The organism is Bacteroidales bacterium (assembly GCA_013141385.1).
Classification (GTDB): Bacteria; Bacteroidota; Bacteroidia; order Bacteroidales; family Tenuifilaceae; genus UBA8529.
Genome location: JABFRB010000023.1, coordinates 1 through 17,323, shown reverse-complemented (window position 1 = coordinate 17,323; position 17,323 = coordinate 1). Strand labels below are relative to the sequence as shown.

Here is a 17,323-nt window from a genome sequence, read left to right as displayed (position 1 = left end):
TTAATTGTTATGGAAATCTATCTATTTAAATCATCAGTTGCATTGACCATACTTTATGCGTTTTACTGGTTATTGCTTAGGAATGAAACCTATTTTGGTTGGAATCGGATATATTTAATCTCATCGATATTCATCTCCCTCATATCACCCCTAATAAATATCACCATTTTTGAAAAAGCGGGTGCATCAATCGGTAATATCTTACAACCCGTTATTGTAAGCACCCAAATAGGCGTTATTAGAGAAAATCATTCACTTAGCATACTATCGATAATATATATAAGCGGCGCTGTTTTCTTTACATTAAAATTTTTATCCAAACTTTCCCAAATCTATTACATGTACTATCGATTTCAAAAAGTACAATATAATGGGTTTAGAGCTGTACTGGTTGATGGAAATATATCTCCATTCACCTTTTTCTCAATCCTTTTTCTGTCACGCTCCGATTACGAGAAAGGGGAAATCACTGAAATAGTTGTTCACGAAAAGGCTCACAAAGAGCAGCTACATTCGCTCGACGTTATCCTTCTTGAGTTTACTACAATCATTCAGTGGTTTAACCCATTCCTATGGCTAATCCGGATAGCACTAAAATCGGAGCATGAATTTATTGCCGACAGTAAAGTATTAGAGAAAGGGTACGATAAGGTTGCATACCAAACCCTTTTATTCGAGAAAAGTCTAGGTGTAATTGGATTGGGAGTAACCAATAATTTTAATTACTCACTTCTAAAAAAAAGATTAAAAATGATGACAATTAAAAAATCAAATTCCGCAGCAATTGTAAAATACATTTTTGCATTACCATTGCTACTTTCATTATGTTTGTTCCTATCAACAAATATGAAGGTTCTTGGGCAGGAAAAAGTATACGAAGTAGTTGACAAAATGCCACAATACGGAAATAGCCCAGATGACTTGAGGATGTTTGTTGCTAGAAATATGAAATACCCTAAATCTGCTGCTGAACTAGGGGTTCAAGGACGAATATATCTTCAATTCATTGTTACCGATATGGGTAAAGTAAAAGATGTTAGCGTTATCAAAGTAGCTGTTCCAGAAAAGGATATGAAAGAAGGAATTACCGTTACTGCTCTAAAAAAGGATAAGGATGGCAAAGTAGAATTTAAGGATTACAAATCAACTGGAGATGCCAAAATTGACCAAGCCTATAAAGATTTAGAAAATGAAGCTATTAGAGTTATAAAGCTTCTCGGTGATTTTACTCCTGGAGAAGAAAAAGGGAAGAAAGTTAATGTTCAATTTACATTCCCAATAACCTTTATTCTTCAATAAAGCATTAACATTAAGGAGTCATCAATTTCTTTAATAGTTTTTGATGACTCCTATTTTTAAGATTGAGTTCACACTTAGGGGTGAACCTCTTAAAACAAAGACAAAAGACAAATATCAAAAATCAAAAGTAATTACATCATAATCTAACCTTTAGCCTTTATCGCACTGAACCATTTTGGAATAGCATTAGTTAATACTATTACCACACAAGCCATTATCAAAATGGTAAGCGATAAGTTAATAATTCCGGGAACCATTTTTGCTGGTTCAGATATTTGGGGAATGTAGATATTGATCATATTCATCCAACCTGCTGTAAGCGTTGTAATACCAACAAATGTCATTGGAACTATTGTAACCCAAGCATATCTTACTTTACCTCGATTAATAATAAACGAAGTACCCACTGCAAGGGCAATGGTAGCCAAAAGCTGATTGGCAGTTCCAAACATCGGCCAGATGGTGGAAACACTCCCTGTGTAAATAAAATAACCCCACGCCAACACAATCAATCCGCTTGTAATTAGGTTACCGGGTAACCAGTTTGTTTTCTGAAAGGGTGAATAAACCTTACCCATGGCTTCCTGCAACACAAATCGACCAATACGAGTGCCTGCATCAATGGTTGTAAGGATAAATAAAGCCTCAAACATTATAGCAAAATGATACCAGTATGACATTAGATGAGATAAGCCAGGAATTGACGAAAAAATATACGCCATCCCCACACCCAAGGATACAGCACCACCCGTCCTTCCAACTATTTTTTCCCCTACCTCAGCCGACAATTGCTGAATGTTACTTTCGGTAAATCCCATAGCATGGAGTTGTGGTAGTAGAGCTTGAAATTTTTCCACAGGAACATTTATCTGAAAATAGTCAAGCGGAAGTAAACTACAAGCGGCAACCAGAGCAAGAATACTAACCACACCCTCTGTAAGCATAGCACCTGCAGCAATAAACTTTACCTGCGACTCCTTCATAATCATTTTAGGCGTTGTACCTGAACTTACAAGGGAGTGAAAACCAGATATTGCCCCACATGCAATGGTAATAAACAGGTATGGAAAAAGGCTTCCAGGAATAATAGGACCACCACCATGTACAAATTGCGTGAATCCAGGCATCTTTATCTCAGGTGCAACAATTATTACACCTATTGCAAGCATAGCAATAACAGTTACTTTCATGATTGAACTAAGGTAATCGCGAGGCGATAGAAGAAGCCAAACAGGGAGTACTGAGGCCAAAAATCCATAGCCACACAGCAGAATTGTTAACGTTTTATGATCATAAGTAAACCAACTAGCAAATGACGACCCAGGAATGTAGCGACCAAATATCACCGCAGCCGTAAGCATTATCACACCAAAAATGGTAGCCTCAACCGTTTTCCCTTTTCTGAGTTTAAACATCCACACACCCATTATTATAGCTATTGGTATGGTTGCTGCTATTGTAAATGTTCCCCATGAACTCTCGGCTAAAGCATTCACCACAACCAAGCCCAACCCTGCAAGTGCAACAACTATAATTAAGAGAATGGCAACGGATGAAGTAACACCGCTTACCTTATTAATCTCCTTGCGAGCAATCTCGGCAAGTGATTTTCCATCGTGCTGAATTGATGCAGTAAGAATTACAAAATCGTGAACAGCACCCGCCATAACAGCTCCAACAAGCATCCAAAGGAAACCAGGGAAAAAGCCGAATTGTGCTGCAAGCACAGGACCAACCAATGGACCTGCCCCTGCAATAGCCGCAAAATGATGCCCAAACAGCACCCACTTGCTCATGGGGTAGTAATTCTGACCATCATATAATCTATGCGAAGGGGTTTGGTTTAAATCGTTAAGGGTTGCAACCTTGGCTGCAATAAAGCCAAAGTAAAAACGGTAGGCAATAACAAAAACTAGAATTGCACCCACCACAAAAGGCATTGCATTCATAAACTTTGTATTAATGTCATAAAATGGTTGGCACTAAATTAGAAGAAAAATGCATCTGATTTTATACTTATGAGCATAACAAAGTAATTTATTCCTTAAAAATTTAGAAACTAATTGATTATACGTATTAATAATATAACTTTGAAATAGTTACTAATTAAAAGGAGGAATAAACTCTCTAAAATGCTCACGCAAATTGATTTTAATTGGGTTATACACAATTTGTATCACCACAAATCTCAATTTATGATCATTCAATAATTTAATGATATATATCAATTGCCTCAACAATAATCTCTTTTTTTGGAAAAGTAGAGTGGAACAAATACTTTTTACACGTATAATTGAAGAATATTTGCCTAGAAATTATTCATTTTTGACTCAAATATTAATTCATAATAATCCTGTTTCGTGTAAAGTGAATTCATATCACCTATTTAATTGCCCTAAAATGTTTATTTGGAATAAATATATCATATTTCTCATACTGGTTTTTGGCTTTTCTAGTTGTTTGAATTCTAAAAAGGAGAATAAAACTGCTCCTTTGGCCGAAAAGGGAGTTATAAATTTACAAGAATGGGAGTTTGATAAAAATGGAATTATTGAACTTAATGGTCAGTGGGCATTTTATTGGAACTCTTTTATTGAAGATGAAAAAAATGATACCCTAGCAAAAGAAAAACCTAATTTCGTTAATGTACCTGAACTTTGGAATAACTATCATATTGATAATTTATCTATTACAAATCACGGTTATGCTTCATACAAACTTCTTGTAAAACTTAATAAACAAGAAGAATTAGCCATAAAGTATTTAAATGCAGCTACATCCTGTGAAGTATTTATCGATGGAATTTTGGTTCTTAGTTCTGGTCAACCCGCAAAAACTAAAGAAAAAACTACTCCAAGTTACAAACCCGACATTATTACCTTCTCACCCAAAAGCACTGATTTTGAGATAGTACTCCAGATTGCTAATTTTCATCATAAAAAAGGAGGTCCCTGGGAGCCATTTATTCTGGGTACTACAAAGCAAATAAAGGACTACTATAACATTCGTATTTTTTTTGAAATATTATGCATTGGGTTTATTCTAATTATGGCTGCTTTTCATTTCACCATATTTTCAATATATACCAACGAAAGACCATCTCTTTATTTTTCTCTTTTTGCCACTATAATCTCAATTCGATTTTGTGTTACAGGAGAATGCACAGTATATATGCTTGGAGATTTTAACTGGGCACTATTGGTGCGCGCCGATTACCTGAGTTTTTCTCTGTCCATTCTTTTCTTTATGCTTTTTTTCAGAAGCTTATTCGCAGAAGAGGTTCAAAAAATCCCTTCAAGAATAATAATAACTGTTAGTCTGTTTTTTTCATTCTCGTTCTTGCTACTTCCTCCTTCATTTTCAAGTTATGGGTTAGTTTATTATCAGGTATTTATCATTTTTGCTGGTTATTATATTTTTTATGTTTTACATAGAGCAATAATGAATAAACGTGAGGGTGCTCGCTACTTTCTGTACGGTTTTATTGTTCTATTTATTTGTATGGTTCATGATATCTTAAAAGTAAATGAACTTATCATTTCTATTCCATTATCATCAATAGGTCTAACAATATTTATCCTATTTCAAGCATATTTCCTCTCGTTGAGAATAAGAAACTCATTCGAGTTAAATAAAAAATTATCAATTGAATTGCAAAAGCAAAATAACGACTATGCTTTTTTGAATGAACGATATAAAGAGCAAAATAGAAATCTCGCTATTGCAAAAGAGAAAGCAGAGGAAAGTGATGCGCTAAAATCTGCTTTTCTAGCCAATATGAGTCATGAGATTCGAACACCCATGAATGGAATTCTAGGTTTTACCGATTTACTTAAAGCACCTAATCTAAGTGATAAAAAACACATGGAATATATAGATGTTATTCAAAAAAGTGGGATTAGGATGCTCAATACGGTTAATGACATAATTGATATTTCAAAAATCGATTCGGGTCAAATGGAGGTTGTGCTTAAAACTGTTAATATTATTGATGTGATCGATTCGCTCTATACCTTTTTTTATCCCGAAGTTGAGAATAAAGGGTTACAACTATTCCTCAGAAAAGAATTAACCATAAAGGATGCCATATTAAAAACAGATCGAGTAAAATTCAATTCAATACTTACTAATCTTATAAAAAATGCAATAAAATTTACTGATTCAGGCTTTATTGAAATTGCCTGTAAAATAAACAATGGATATCTTTGGTTTTCTGTTAAAGATACTGGAATTGGAATACCAGATAATCGCCAAATAGCCATTTTTAATAGATTTGAACAGGCAGACATTAAAGATCGAAGGGCGTATGATGGTTCAGGATTAGGGCTCGCCATTACTAAAGCTTATGTAGAAATGCTAGGGGGTAAAATCCGAGTAAAATCTGTTGAAAATGAGGGATCCACTTTTTATTTTACAATTCCGTACATTTCACCTGACATACAAACTCCAGTAGTACAAAAGAGTTCGATTGATATTAACGTAGAAGACCAAATAAGGAACGGTAAAATATTAATTGTAGAGGATGATGATATTTCTGCAATATTTTTGAAAGAATCCTTGGAGGTACTGAATGCGGAGATTATTAACGTCCAAACAGGAGAAGATGCAATTGCAATGTGTAAAACGACACCAGATATAGATATTATTTTAATGGACATTAAATTGCCTGGGATTGGTGGTTATGAAACCACACACAGGATTCGAGAATTCAACAAAAAAGTATTTATTATAGCCCAAACAGCATTTGCACTTATTGGCGATAAAGAAAAAGCTATAGAAGCAGGATGTGATGATTATATTTCGAAACCAATAAATACAGAAATTCTTCTTCAAATTATAAATAAACATTTAAAAATCAAACGACAATAGAATAGCCAACTAAAAGCATTTTGGTTGATGAGGCCTTTGGTGGTACAAGCAATTCGCAATCTAACTATTTACTCAAAATTTTAATTAAATTCATTATTGTTGTCAACTACCTACAAAATTCGGCTTAGTAAGAAAGTATATTCAAAAACTAAAATTGCATTAATTAGAACCAATTAATATGGAACCAAGAATTGAAACCCTAATCGAGAAAAAATTGGTTGGAAAACGAATGACAATGTCATTAGCCGAGAATAAAACCGCTATACTTTGGCAATCCTTTATGCCAAAACGAAGGAGATTAATAATAGAGTTACAAATGACTTATTTTCAATGCAGGTTTACAATGAACCTTTAAAGATTGGTGACTTAAAACAAGAGTTTGAAAAATGGGCTGCAATTGAAGTTTCGAGTTTTGATAATGTACCCGAAGGAATGGATACTTATACATTGAAAGGAGGACTTTATGCAGTCTTCGATTATAAAGGACTCAGTACTGACAACAGTATATTTGTTTTCATCTTTGGAACATGGTTGCCAAATTCAGATTATTTATTGGATAATAGACCTCACTTTGAAATATTGGGAGACAAATACAAAAACGGAGATCCTAATTCAGAGAAAGAGATATGGATACCCATTAAACTGAAATAAAAGTGGAAAGAACAATCTATTGAACATTTTGTGCAAAGCATAAATCATAACCCAACCACATTTTCAACTTTTGTTTGAGCAAATGAATGTATCGTTCGATCCAAGAAATATTATGCTCATTGAAGATAAAGGAACGGTTTATCCAAATATTAGAGTAACCGATATTAACGGTAAACAACGGCGCATTGATGAGCCCTAATTGGGATAAAATTTCAATTACATTTCCAATAAAGTATGAGGATAAAATTATAAGCGGAGATGGTTGGACTTTGGAACTTTCACAAGGTTATTCGATAATAAAGAATGAAAATACGGGCAGTTATAATCCAACCAAAAAGTAAATGTGTAACGTGCTTTACTTGTTTTTTATTAACTTTGAAAGCATTATTAGGATTGGTATACACTTATTATAATTCAATGTATAATAATTCACTCCCAAATTGATATTATTATAATATTCCATTTGATGCTCCCTATAATATTTTTCAGAAGATAGTTTCCAAAAATCCTACACTAATTTCTCTGTAATAAACCTTTTTTCTAGCAATCTAGCAGCATGACCATTAATATATATGCAAAACCAAGACTTAAAAAAATGGACTAACATTCAATTAAGTATGTCAGTCCATTTTATTTTAATTCTGTTAACTAAACCGTTAATTTTATTAAACGGTCTGGATCTCAAGGCTACATTCTTACTTTAGTTTCAATGTATTCTATCGATCGCACTAGTATTAATTTTAATTACTTGAATCAGTTTTAGTCGTTCTCCCAGGTCTTTTGCTCAATTCTTCTCGAATTAATTGTTCTTCCTTTTGCGCAAATTCACTTGTTTTGCCTTCTGCTGTATTTTTTACTATGCGATCACGAAGATCCTGCAACTCTTGGTCTTTCATGTTTTTATGAATTTCTTTGTGGGCTTTTTCCTCATTAGTTGTCATACCGCCATTGCTACTTCTTTCTTCTTCAGTTGCCATAATTTTTCTGTTTTTTAATTAATAATTACTTTAAAATATTCTATCAAACCATTTTCACTTCCAAATCTTTCATGGGTCATGTGTATAGTTGTATTACCTTTTTTTAGGGCTTTAAAGGTGTATACTTCTGTACCCGGAGAACCTTCAGATTCAGGGTGTGTTTCTATAAATTCATTTTTAATGAAACTCAATAAAGCGCTATCGAATTCCTTTATCTTCCATAAGTTTCCAGTTGATGGGTTTGATGAAAGAATAAGTTTAAAAAATTCTCCTTCAACTGTTTCAATTGGTTTAATTTGAATTTGACCTCCCATAATTATCAAAAATTTATACTCAAATGTATGTAATCAAATACACATAAACTATTGTATTCTAACATTAATAATTTAATAACAGCATATTGCTATTTTTTAATTGCCTTTTTTATAAAATAAAGTAATTTATTCAACATTCCTGTACCAAAACAGCATTATGCTCGGAAATTAAACCATAAATAAGAATTAGGGAAAGAAATGATGAATGAAACTTGATTGTTTGAGTTTGAAATTTTTATTTTTTGGTACGGGGCTTTATCTTTAACTCGATTGCAAATCCGAACTATCGGGGTTTCTGTTAGACACTATATACTACAAAAAGCATATCTATTTGGTAACGTGCTTTACTTGTTTTCTATTGACTTAGGAAGCATTATTAGGAATGGTATACACTTATCATAATTCAATGTATAATAATTCACTCCCAAATTGATATTATTATAATATTCCATTTGATGCTCCCTATAATATTTTTCAGAAGATAATTTCCAAAAATCCCTTCCTAATTTCTCTGTAATAAACCATTTTTCTAGCAATCTAGCGGCACGACCATTACCATCTCTAAATGGATGAATATGGGCAAACTTAAGATGAATCATTGAAGCGAAGTAAAATACCTTAGGTTTTGATAAATCCGCTTTTATTAGGATGTCTAGATCGTTGAAGAATTCGGTCATAGCCTCTTTAACGAATTCAGGTTCAATTGCTAGGTAAACTAATCCCGATTGCCCGAATACACCTACCTTATCATTGCGATATTTCCCTTGCTTACTTTTAATCACCAATGTTTTAGATAGTATCTTGTGACAATGCAAGAAATTCTTTTCATTCAAATCATTTGATTGTGCAAATTCGTAAGCAGAAATTAAATTCTCAATTTCTTGTATCTCTTTTTGAGGCTTAAACTTCTCCTGTGAGAGTTTGTAATTCATGAAAGAATTCAAGTCAATGCTGTTTCCCTCAATATTCGATGAGTATACCGCTGAAGTCTGTGTCTTGTATCCTAAATCAGTACTCTTTTCGGCATAATCAAATGACACTATAAATTTGTCGATTTGATTCCCAGCTAAATCATTGTACTGATTAAAATATTTCTCTTCAACAATTCTCATTGTTCGATTTTTATTTCAAAGATAACAATTTTAGTGATGAGCTAAGTTAACTTCCTAAATCCCTACGAGGATTCGTAAGGTTAGTTACGATGTAGATACGCTTTACTAACCTAACATACACGGAAAGTTTGCTGAAAGTAATCTATAATGTGCAGAGGTGTGAAGAGCCGAACATCTATCCCAAGTTAAACATACTTACCTGCTTTATCCATCACAGTTGACTTAAACACTCTTTAAGTTTAGTTCTAATTTCATTTTCTCTTTTGGGAGAAGCCATTCAATTTGTTTATATGGAATTTCATTGATTCGTCTATTTATTTCACGAAAAGGCCAATTGTCAATATGTCCAAATTCATATTTCCAATCTTCAACATATGGAAGTACACTATTCTGAATTCCAATTACTGATTTATCATTGTCTGTTTCAAAAAGTTCAACCTTTCCAATCATGCTTAATAAAATTGACTTATCAATTTTTATGTCGTCAGCTAATAATTGCTCAAAGAGTGTTTCTGCGAAAATTTTAGATAAGTCTGAAAAGTCCGAAGTTTTAATTCTGTCAAGAATTACAGTGTATATGGCATTATTATTTGTAATCATTAGACACTTCTTGTGACTCACGTAAAAAATTGTCGCATTCCATTTTCCTAAAGGATTATCATGAACTTTGTCTTCTGCTTTAATTGCAGATTTAGAGACAAGAGATTCGAGTTTCCTAGATATATAGATTTTCGTAATCATACACTAACACTTAATTTAATAACGCCTGACCCCCATTCCCCTAACAAAATTACCAAAAAACATGAATGCCCAAAATTGGATTACTCCCAATAAAAAGCACCGAAGCAAGTTTTGTGAGTTTGTCTGAAAGTAATATAAGATAAACAAAATAATTATTTTTTGAATTGGTGCGGTCAGAGACCGCTATTTAGTTAAGACGAAGTCGCAGACTTCGCCTAGCGGGGGCAAATGGACAACTATGTAATGTTAACTTTCGTTACTATGTACAATAAATTTTGCTCTTTCATAAAGTTCATCGAATGTAATTATCTCTGGGTTTGATGTGTTCTTTCTGTAAAGTTCAAAAGAGCGATATTTATTCTTATTAATTCCATGTTCGTTTGAAAACTCGTCCAAATTGCCAATTACCAAATAGGATTTTGGTTGATAATTAAAAACCTCCTCACCTGTTGGATTTCCTTCATGATCTTCAAGAATTACTTTATTTGATAATGTTTCAACTGCTGAAGCAACTGTTCCTTGAATTTGAGCAACCGCTCCAGTCAATTCCTGTGAAGGAGCCCAGCATCCAGAACGATATGGTTTACTATCGAGTAATGGAGTTGTATTTGTCTTGATTTCAATAAAACACAAATTGGAAATAATTCCATTTGTTTTCATTAATGCATCAACTCGCTTACCATAACTATTTACATTATGACCTTGAACAATTTGTTCAAGTTTTTTATCATCTAGACTTGATAAGAAAATATAACCAAGACCATATCCAAATACCCATTTATTCTTCTCAAAGAATTTTTGCCAAAGAGATTCATTTGTACAATTAGTTTTTGTCTTAACTTCTTCAAAATATATTTTATCTGACATAAGTTTACGATAATAACCAAGTTGCTTTTTACGGTATCCAACCGCAATAATATCTTCTTTCGTAATTTCGGATTTTAATAATTGAGCAAAAATTTCTTGATTCTCATGTAATAAACTTCTCGCTTGATTATCTGAAATAATCAATTTTTTTAATTCTTCATCTGTTATATTGATGGGGCCATTACTTTCTAACTTTACTGATTGAATATTTTTTATAAACTCAATTAGGGTTTCGATTTCTTCTCCAACAAAGGCAAAACTAGCATTGTGAGGTTTGTTGGTTGCCACTGTAAATCCTTGAATATTCAATACAAAAACCCTTCTATTATCTTCAATGAATTTCGCACTTATATATGATTTTGCATTTTCCTTATGTCTAAGTACAATCTCATCTTTTATTATTCCAAATGCATATGAATCGGGCGAATCAATCACTTTTGATGCTATTCTAACTTTTCTATTTGAATCTCCAAAAGCTTTTAAGCTCGGACTAATATATGTTTTCCCCTCTTTGGGGTTCTTATAATCATCCATCTTGTCAAGTTTTTATTCAATGAAAACTAACGGTCTCCTGTAGCAAAAGGACGGGATTGTGAAGTTGTGTCTGTATCCCTCGATGAAAAACTAATGCAAGAATAACCGATCGAAACCTTCTGCACCCCTCATTTTGCTATAGTTTATTGGTGATCAGCTTTATTTTAATATTATTAGTTTGTTTTACTTTTCTTAATCTTAATTACTTATTTCTTTTTAAATATTCTTGTCTCAATAAAAGATAATATAATACAATAAGCCATTATTAAAATTGATAAGCCTGCGAATGAAATTCCAACCATAATAATTATCTGAAAATCGGACTTATTTATCAAGTGAGTTATACTTAATATTATAATCGAATATATTATTGTTAGAACACCTATGATAATGGATGTTATTGATAATATTTTTATTTTATTTTTTAGAATATCTATTTTTTCAATAATTGTCTTCCAGCGTTGAAGACTTTTGTATTGATGGATTTTTTTAACTTGTTCGTCATTTAAAATATATACTATCTCATCAAGCATCCCAGCCGTTGACTCTGCCAATCTTAATGTTTTCAGATCTGCCGCAATACTAGGACAACCATAAAATGAACTCTCTGTCAAACCAGAACCACTCATATAATTATAAAATTGTTGTGCTTGTATCAACTGCATCTTACATAAGTCCTGTATTTTGAATAAAATAAAAACACCACTCAACGCTATAAATCCTGAAAGAACTTGAGCAATGGTGCTAAAAGTATAATAAAGCGAATTAATATATTCCATATGTGTTTTTTATTTGCCTTGCTGCCAACTTATTAATATTTACCGAAAGTATACTCATACATGAAACTAAACTGTATATATAAACCTTCTGTAATCCCTATCAAAGTTACCCAAAATTATAAACTCTCAAAAGAAAATTTGATTTTTTTAGAGCGTGTTAATAGAATGAATATCCAATAATTACCCCACCTAACACAGTTCGTTGAATAGACCCTTAACCTACATTCTTTTACCATTTTTCTATGTTGTTTTATCGTTTTCCTACATGGAAAAGTCACTTTACTACATTCCCAAGTCACTTTTCTACATAGGAAAGTCACTTTCCTACATTCCCGAATGACTTTCCTACATTGTTTTATCACTTTTCTACATGGAAAAGTCACTTCCCTACATTCCCGAACGACTTTCCTACATTGTTTTATCGTTTTTCTAAATGGAAAAGTCACTTTTCTACATTGGAAAGTCACTTTCCTACATTCCCGAATGACTTTTCTACATTGTTTTGTCGTTTTTCCATGTTGTTTTATCGTTTTCCTACATGGAAAAGTCACTTTTCTACATAGGAAAATCGTTCTGCTAGGTTGTAAAATGGCTTGGTATTGTAAAAAAGGATTTAAGAACAAGGAACAACGAATGTTGATTTCAGAAGTTAAGGTAATAATCATTACCTGTGGGCAAAAATGCTTGTGCTTTGCATTCTTTATCTTCTAAAATCGTTATTCGTTAATCGATATTCGTAAATCAAAATGATGTTGCTGTGTGTGGACAAGCGATAATTAGATCCTTCGCTTCGCTCAGGATGACAACCTACAATAACTTTTCTAAATTAGTATGAGTTCTGCCTTAAATATCGGTAACGCTTAATATCCCCTTTCACCCTTTGCTTTCAAGGCTTTTGGGGTCGAGGGCATCCTGTAGTCCATTGCCAAGGAGGTTGAAGGCGAGTACCAGAAACATTATTGCCATGCCGGGAATTATGGCTAGGTAGGCTTTGTCCATAATTATGTAGCCGTAATGATCCTTTATCATTGTTCCCCACGAGGGGATTGGAGGTTGAACGCCAACACCTAGGAAGCTAAGTCCCGCTTCGAGCAGAATGGCTGTGGCAAAGTTCCCTGCTGATATTATTATCACGGGGCTTAGTAGGTTAGGGACAATGTGACCAAATATTATTCTCATCTGGCTAAATCCAAGCACCTTTGCGGCTTCAACGTATTCCTTTTCGCGGATGCTAAGCACCTGCCCACGTACAACCCTTGCCACATCAACCCACATGGTTAGGCCAACGGCAATGAATATCTGCCAAAATCCTTTGCCAATAACCATTGTAAGGGCAATTACCATAAGAAGCGTGGGAACAGACCATACCACGTTAACGAACCACATTATAAAATCATCGAGCCAACCACGGAAGAATCCAGCCATTGCGCCCAGAAAGATTCCTATTATTAGCGATATTGCTACCGCTATGAAACCAACGGATAGCGATACTCTTGACCCAATTATCAATCGACTGAACAAATCGCGTCCAAATCGATCCGTACCAAGGATAAATCGGCGGGTTTTAATCTGATTCTTGACTATTTGGGATCTTAGCTCATTAATGGTAGATGAAATCGACCTACCATCAACGGTTTTAAAGGTTATAGTCTCCCCAACCTTTTTCAGTTTTTCGTTCCTTGAGATTGGGTAAACAATACAGGCGATGCTATACTCTGTAAAAATACTCTGCTGCTTTTCGATATCATTAAACTCTTCTACAATCAGCCTATCATCCTCGAAACGCCAGCTGTTAACTGGTATCTCCCTATAATCCTCGTCCTGCCCGAATAGCATTTTGCTCAAAATACCCTTTTCCCTTACCCCATCGGGCTTACGAACCAGAACCATGGTAACTTTTAACCCCGGGTTACGGGTTGCTATCTCAAGATGTTGTTGATTTGCGTAGGGTGTTGAATCGGGAACAATCAGATATCCTAACGTTGCGGCTAAAGCGCACACGCCAATAAAAATTAGGGCAGCAACGGCAAGCCAATCGGAAAAAAGTTTACGCATTGCAATTCGCCAGGGCGATCCTTCCCTTGAATTACTAGTTCGATTTCGGTGAAAAAATGGCATATTGTTCTGCGTACAAAATTAAATTGTATGAATATTCTCCATTATACCTATTTTATTTGAATCAATGGAATATTGGAATATTGGAAAAATGCAAGATGCAAGCAAAAATCTAACCTCTTGTTATCCATTATTCCATCATTCCATCATTCCATCCATTATTATTGTATTTATAAATATCTGTTTATTATTTTGTTAATGTGATTTATCATATCGAACTCCTGTTATCAACCGTTCTTTCCACAGTATTTTAGTAAAAAGGCTAACAAAAAATGAGTAGGCGATATACATTGGGTATATCAGCTGTAAAGGTAAAAAAACCTTTATGAGTTCTTTCGCATTAACAAAGCTAAGATATCGGCGGAGCAGAATAAAATCGACAATGGACTTTATCGTTATCAGCAAAAGGAGATAAAAAAGATTCTCAATTCTAATAAACGATGCTATAAGCAGCCCGATTAGTGCGATGCTGAAAAGAAGAACTACGAAACCCGTAATAATTGTATCCCTATCGGTATAGTAGATTGATTTTGAAGCCCACCGTTTACGCTGATCTAAAGCCTTTGATAGCGATTTTAGGGTTGATGTTTTTACTATAGCATCCTTAACCCCCATAAATGAGATTTTAGCCCCCGGTAATCGTTTAGCATGATGCAACAGGAACATATCATCGCCCGAGGTAACCCTTGGGTTTAAGGTAGCTTCCGATACCTTTAGAATATCGTTCCTAAATGCAAGGTTTGCCGAGCTGGCAATTACCGGGTGACCAATGCCACACGATCCCGCTGCGGATGCCATCTGGCTTGCATACTCAAGGGCTTGAAACTTTCCTGCAATACCATTCAGGGGTTCCATAGTTACAGGGCCTATCATTAGGGATGCTCCCTTGCTGGCTTCGGATGAAACTGCTTTAAGCCATCGTTTGGGAGGCAAACAATCGGCATCGGTTAGGGCAATTAGCGGGTAAAGGGCAGAATCGATGCCGTAGGCAATTGCAGCCTTTTTGCCTGTTCTGTTTTCGGGTAGATTTATCAATTTAAAGTTGATATTCGATAAGCAGTATCGCTCTGCAATGGGTATTGAGTTATCGGATGAATGGTCGTTAACCAATATCAGCTCAAACTTATCCTTTGGGAAGGATTGATCAGCCATTGCCTCAAGCAGGGTTGGAAGATTCACTGCCTCATCCTTAAACGCAACTATAACGCTTATGGGCATTCCCGATTCATTATCGGCGGATGGTTGTACAAGCACCCTGTTCAGACCAACGATAAAGGATATTATCAGCCCGATGTATGCGATGGAAACAATCAATATCAACCCAAATAGAATCATATATATGTAATTTGTCCCTTTTCCTTTGTGGTACTTATTTTTTCTTTGTGATACTTTGTGGTAAAGCTAAACACAAAGTGACACAAAGGATATCACAAAGTTCCACAAAGTTTTTTAAGCGACCTCTTTTGTTTAACTCTGTCAGGGTTCGAAACCCTGACAGAGTTTCGTAATGTTACCGAATAATCTTTATATAACTGTGTTCCCCATCTATCCTCTTTGCGCCATCGCGTCTTAGCGTTCAATCTCTTTATCCATAAACACCCTAATTCTCTCACACGCCGTAACAATATCCTCCTCGGGTCGTGCAACGTTAAAGCGAATCCAATCCGACTTTCCTTCGCTAAAATGTTCCCCTGGGATAACGGCTACCGATTGCTCATCGTAAAGCCTCGATGCGAATTCGAAACCATCCGCCCACCCATTCGGTAGTTTAGCCCACACAAAGCAACCGCCTTGGATTGGAGGAATCTCGAATCCAAACTCCGTTAGAGTTTTAACAAGGATATTGAATGATCGTTTCACATTCTCACGGAAAGAGGTTGTAAACTCCTTCGCAAAATTGCTCTTCCCAAGATACTCCACCAAAGCATATTGCAGCAACGATGGTGCGCAAAGCCCAATATAATCGTGGATAGATTTTATTCCCTCCATGTGGCTTTCGTGCGAAATAAGATAACCAATTCGCCACCCGGTAATGCAAAGCATCTTGGAAAAGCTGTTTACAATAAATAGATTAGGAGATAGTTGATCAATAGGAATGTAGGGCGATTCGTTAAAGTACAGCTGCTCATAAACGGCATCGAATACGATGTACACGCCCAGTTGGTTCGATATGGAAATCAAACTATCAACCTCGCTCCTGCTCCATATCTTCCCGAAAGGATTTCCGGGCGAGCTAAGGAAGATAAGCTTAACACCCTTTTGCTTTACTGCTAGGTAAAGATCATCGTAATCGAACGTATAATTGCTGTTTAATGGGTAGTGTATAAACTTTTGCCCAAAGATTTTTGGTAGTTGTAGGTAGCTCTCATACGCTGGTTCGAACGATAGTACTGCAAAATCTCCATTCAATTTCCTGTTGATATAAGTATATACCAACGATAACGCCTCGGTTGCCCCCTGAACAATAAGTAGATTCTCAGGCTTAACCCGATATTCGGTTGCAATCCGTTCAATCAGTTTTAAATTCCCCATTCCTGGTGCATACTGATGAACATTCAGATCAGCACAACCCTTTAATGCATTGATAAGCTCGCCAGGCGGATTAAACCCCGGAATCCCCTGCGCCAGATTTATCCCACCCCTTTGCTTAACCATATTGCTGAAATAGCTGATGTAGGAACCTGTGGGCTTTTGGTAGATGCTCATCGTTACTTAATTTAAGTTGCTATTTATGGAAAAAAAAGAGAATAATGAACAACGATTAACGAATTTTGATTTTAGAAGATTTCGGAAAACAAGCTGATTTGGCAAACATCAGAAACCGAACGTTTTTTGTGAGTTCGCCAAAGGCAATCATAAATCGTTGATCCTTGTTCTTAAATCAAAGTATCACCTTAAAGACAGACTCTAAGTAATTATTGGTTGCTGGTTACTTGCTTCTTACTCTCAACTTCCGTCTTCGGACTTCCCACTTGCCACTTGCCACTTGTCCCTTTCCACTTTTCTCTTTTCTCTTTTCACTTTTCACTTTTCACTTCCCCCTCCACCCAAACCACGCCCCCACC

The 17,323-nt window shown here is 35.0% G+C and carries 12 protein-coding genes and 2 pseudogenes; 4 read left to right on the top strand and 10 right to left on the bottom strand.

Annotation, left to right across the window (positions count from 1 at the left end):
* The first annotated feature begins 9 nt into the window (after positions 1-9).
* A complete protein-coding gene (locus HOO91_14665) occupies positions 10-1,299 on the top strand; it encodes a M56 family metallopeptidase (GenBank protein ID NOU18794.1) in 1,290 nt (429 codons plus the stop codon).
* A 143-nt stretch (positions 1,300-1,442) separates the two neighbouring features.
* On the opposite strand, the gene HOO91_14660 is transcribed toward HOO91_14665, so the two are convergent.
* Complete coding sequence (locus HOO91_14660) at positions 1,443-3,248, bottom strand: carbon starvation protein A (GenBank protein ID NOU18793.1); 1,806 nt, start codon at positions 3,246-3,248, stop codon at positions 1,443-1,445.
* A gap of 451 nt (positions 3,249-3,699) precedes the next feature.
* Between HOO91_14660 and HOO91_14655 the strand changes: the two genes are divergently transcribed.
* The 3 genes and pseudogenes from HOO91_14655 (at position 3,700) to HOO91_14645 (ending at position 7,160) form a co-directional block, all read left to right on the top strand.
* Entirely contained in the window at positions 3,700-6,168 is a 2,469-nt protein-coding gene (locus HOO91_14655) for a response regulator (protein NOU18792.1), read from the top strand.
* A 178-nt stretch (positions 6,169-6,346) separates the two neighbouring features.
* Positions 6,347-6,819 (top strand): annotated as a pseudogene (locus HOO91_14650) (GyrI-like domain-containing protein).
* A gap of 46 nt (positions 6,820-6,865) precedes the next feature.
* Positions 6,866-7,160, top strand: a pseudogene (locus HOO91_14645) (hypothetical protein).
* 399 nt (positions 7,161-7,559) lie between these two features.
* On the opposite strand, the gene HOO91_14640 reads toward HOO91_14645, so the two are convergent.
* The 9 genes from HOO91_14640 to HOO91_14600 form a co-directional block, all read right to left on the bottom strand.
* Positions 7,560-7,796 (bottom strand): hypothetical protein, encoded by a 237-nt coding sequence (locus tag HOO91_14640; protein ID NOU18791.1) that lies wholly within the window; start codon positions 7,794-7,796, stop codon positions 7,560-7,562.
* A 14-nt stretch (positions 7,797-7,810) separates the two neighbouring features.
* Positions 7,811-8,110 carry a protease inhibitor I42 family protein gene (locus tag HOO91_14635; GenBank protein ID NOU18790.1) on the bottom strand — a complete coding sequence of 100 codons (300 nt, stop codon included), beginning with the start codon at positions 8,108-8,110 and terminating at the stop codon, positions 7,811-7,813.
* Between the two features lie 344 nt (positions 8,111-8,454).
* Positions 8,455-9,222: a Fic family protein gene (locus tag HOO91_14630; GenBank protein ID NOU18789.1), complete on the bottom strand. Its 768-nt coding sequence runs from the start codon at positions 9,220-9,222 to the stop codon at positions 8,455-8,457.
* 222 nt (positions 9,223-9,444) lie between these two features.
* The gene (locus tag HOO91_14625) at positions 9,445-9,963 is read right to left on the bottom strand and encodes a hypothetical protein (GenBank protein NOU18788.1); all 519 of its coding nucleotides are present in this window, start codon (positions 9,961-9,963) and stop codon (positions 9,445-9,447) included.
* A gap of 246 nt (positions 9,964-10,209) precedes the next feature.
* Positions 10,210-11,364 (bottom strand): DUF4263 domain-containing protein, encoded by a 1,155-nt coding sequence (locus tag HOO91_14620; protein ID NOU18787.1) that lies wholly within the window; start codon positions 11,362-11,364, stop codon positions 10,210-10,212.
* 206 nt (positions 11,365-11,570) lie between these two features.
* Positions 11,571-12,143, bottom strand: a complete 573-nt coding sequence (locus HOO91_14615; GenBank protein ID NOU18786.1) for a hypothetical protein — start codon at positions 12,141-12,143, stop codon at positions 11,571-11,573.
* A gap of 873 nt (positions 12,144-13,016) precedes the next feature.
* Positions 13,017-14,261: an ABC transporter permease gene (locus HOO91_14610; protein ID NOU18785.1), complete on the bottom strand. Its 1,245-nt coding sequence runs from the start codon at positions 14,259-14,261 to the stop codon at positions 13,017-13,019.
* 192 nt (positions 14,262-14,453) lie between these two features.
* Positions 14,454-15,593 (bottom strand): glycosyltransferase, encoded by a 1,140-nt coding sequence (locus HOO91_14605; protein ID NOU18784.1) that lies wholly within the window; start codon positions 15,591-15,593, stop codon positions 14,454-14,456.
* 234 nt (positions 15,594-15,827) lie between these two features.
* The gene (locus HOO91_14600; GenBank protein ID NOU18783.1) at positions 15,828-16,964 is read right to left on the bottom strand and encodes a pyridoxal phosphate-dependent aminotransferase; all 1,137 of its coding nucleotides are present in this window, start codon (positions 16,962-16,964) and stop codon (positions 15,828-15,830) included.
* Between the last annotated feature and the right edge of the window lie 359 nt (positions 16,965-17,323).

Bases quoted from the DNA above. Each gene is read 5' to 3' on its own strand.
- HOO91_14660 (NOU18793.1), bottom strand. From the start codon at position 3,248: ATGAATGCAATGCCTTTTGTGGTGGGTGCAATTCTAGTTTTTGTTATT.
- HOO91_14615 (NOU18786.1), bottom strand. From the start codon at position 12,143: ATGGAATATATTAATTCGCTTTATTATACTTTTAGCACCATTGCTCAA.
- HOO91_14635 (NOU18790.1), bottom strand. From the start codon at position 8,110: ATGGGAGGTCAAATTCAAATTAAACCAATTGAAACAGTTGAAGGAGAA.
- HOO91_14620 (NOU18787.1), bottom strand. From the start codon at position 11,364: ATGGATGATTATAAGAACCCCAAAGAGGGGAAAACATATATTAGTCCG.
- HOO91_14600 (NOU18783.1), bottom strand. From the start codon at position 16,964: ATGAGCATCTACCAAAAGCCCACAGGTTCCTACATCAGCTATTTCAGC.
- HOO91_14625 (NOU18788.1), bottom strand. From the start codon at position 9,963: ATGATTACGAAAATCTATATATCTAGGAAACTCGAATCTCTTGTCTCT.
- HOO91_14610 (NOU18785.1), bottom strand. From the start codon at position 14,261: ATGCCATTTTTTCACCGAAATCGAACTAGTAATTCAAGGGAAGGATCG.
- HOO91_14605 (NOU18784.1), bottom strand. From the start codon at position 15,593: ATGATTCTATTTGGGTTGATATTGATTGTTTCCATCGCATACATCGGG.
- HOO91_14630 (NOU18789.1), bottom strand. From the start codon at position 9,222: ATGAGAATTGTTGAAGAGAAATATTTTAATCAGTACAATGATTTAGCT.
- HOO91_14655 (NOU18792.1), top strand. From the start codon at position 3,700: ATGTTTATTTGGAATAAATATATCATATTTCTCATACTGGTTTTTGGC.
- HOO91_14640 (NOU18791.1), bottom strand. From the start codon at position 7,796: ATGGCAACTGAAGAAGAAAGAAGTAGCAATGGCGGTATGACAACTAAT.
- HOO91_14665 (NOU18794.1), top strand. From the start codon at position 10: ATGGAAATCTATCTATTTAAATCATCAGTTGCATTGACCATACTTTAT.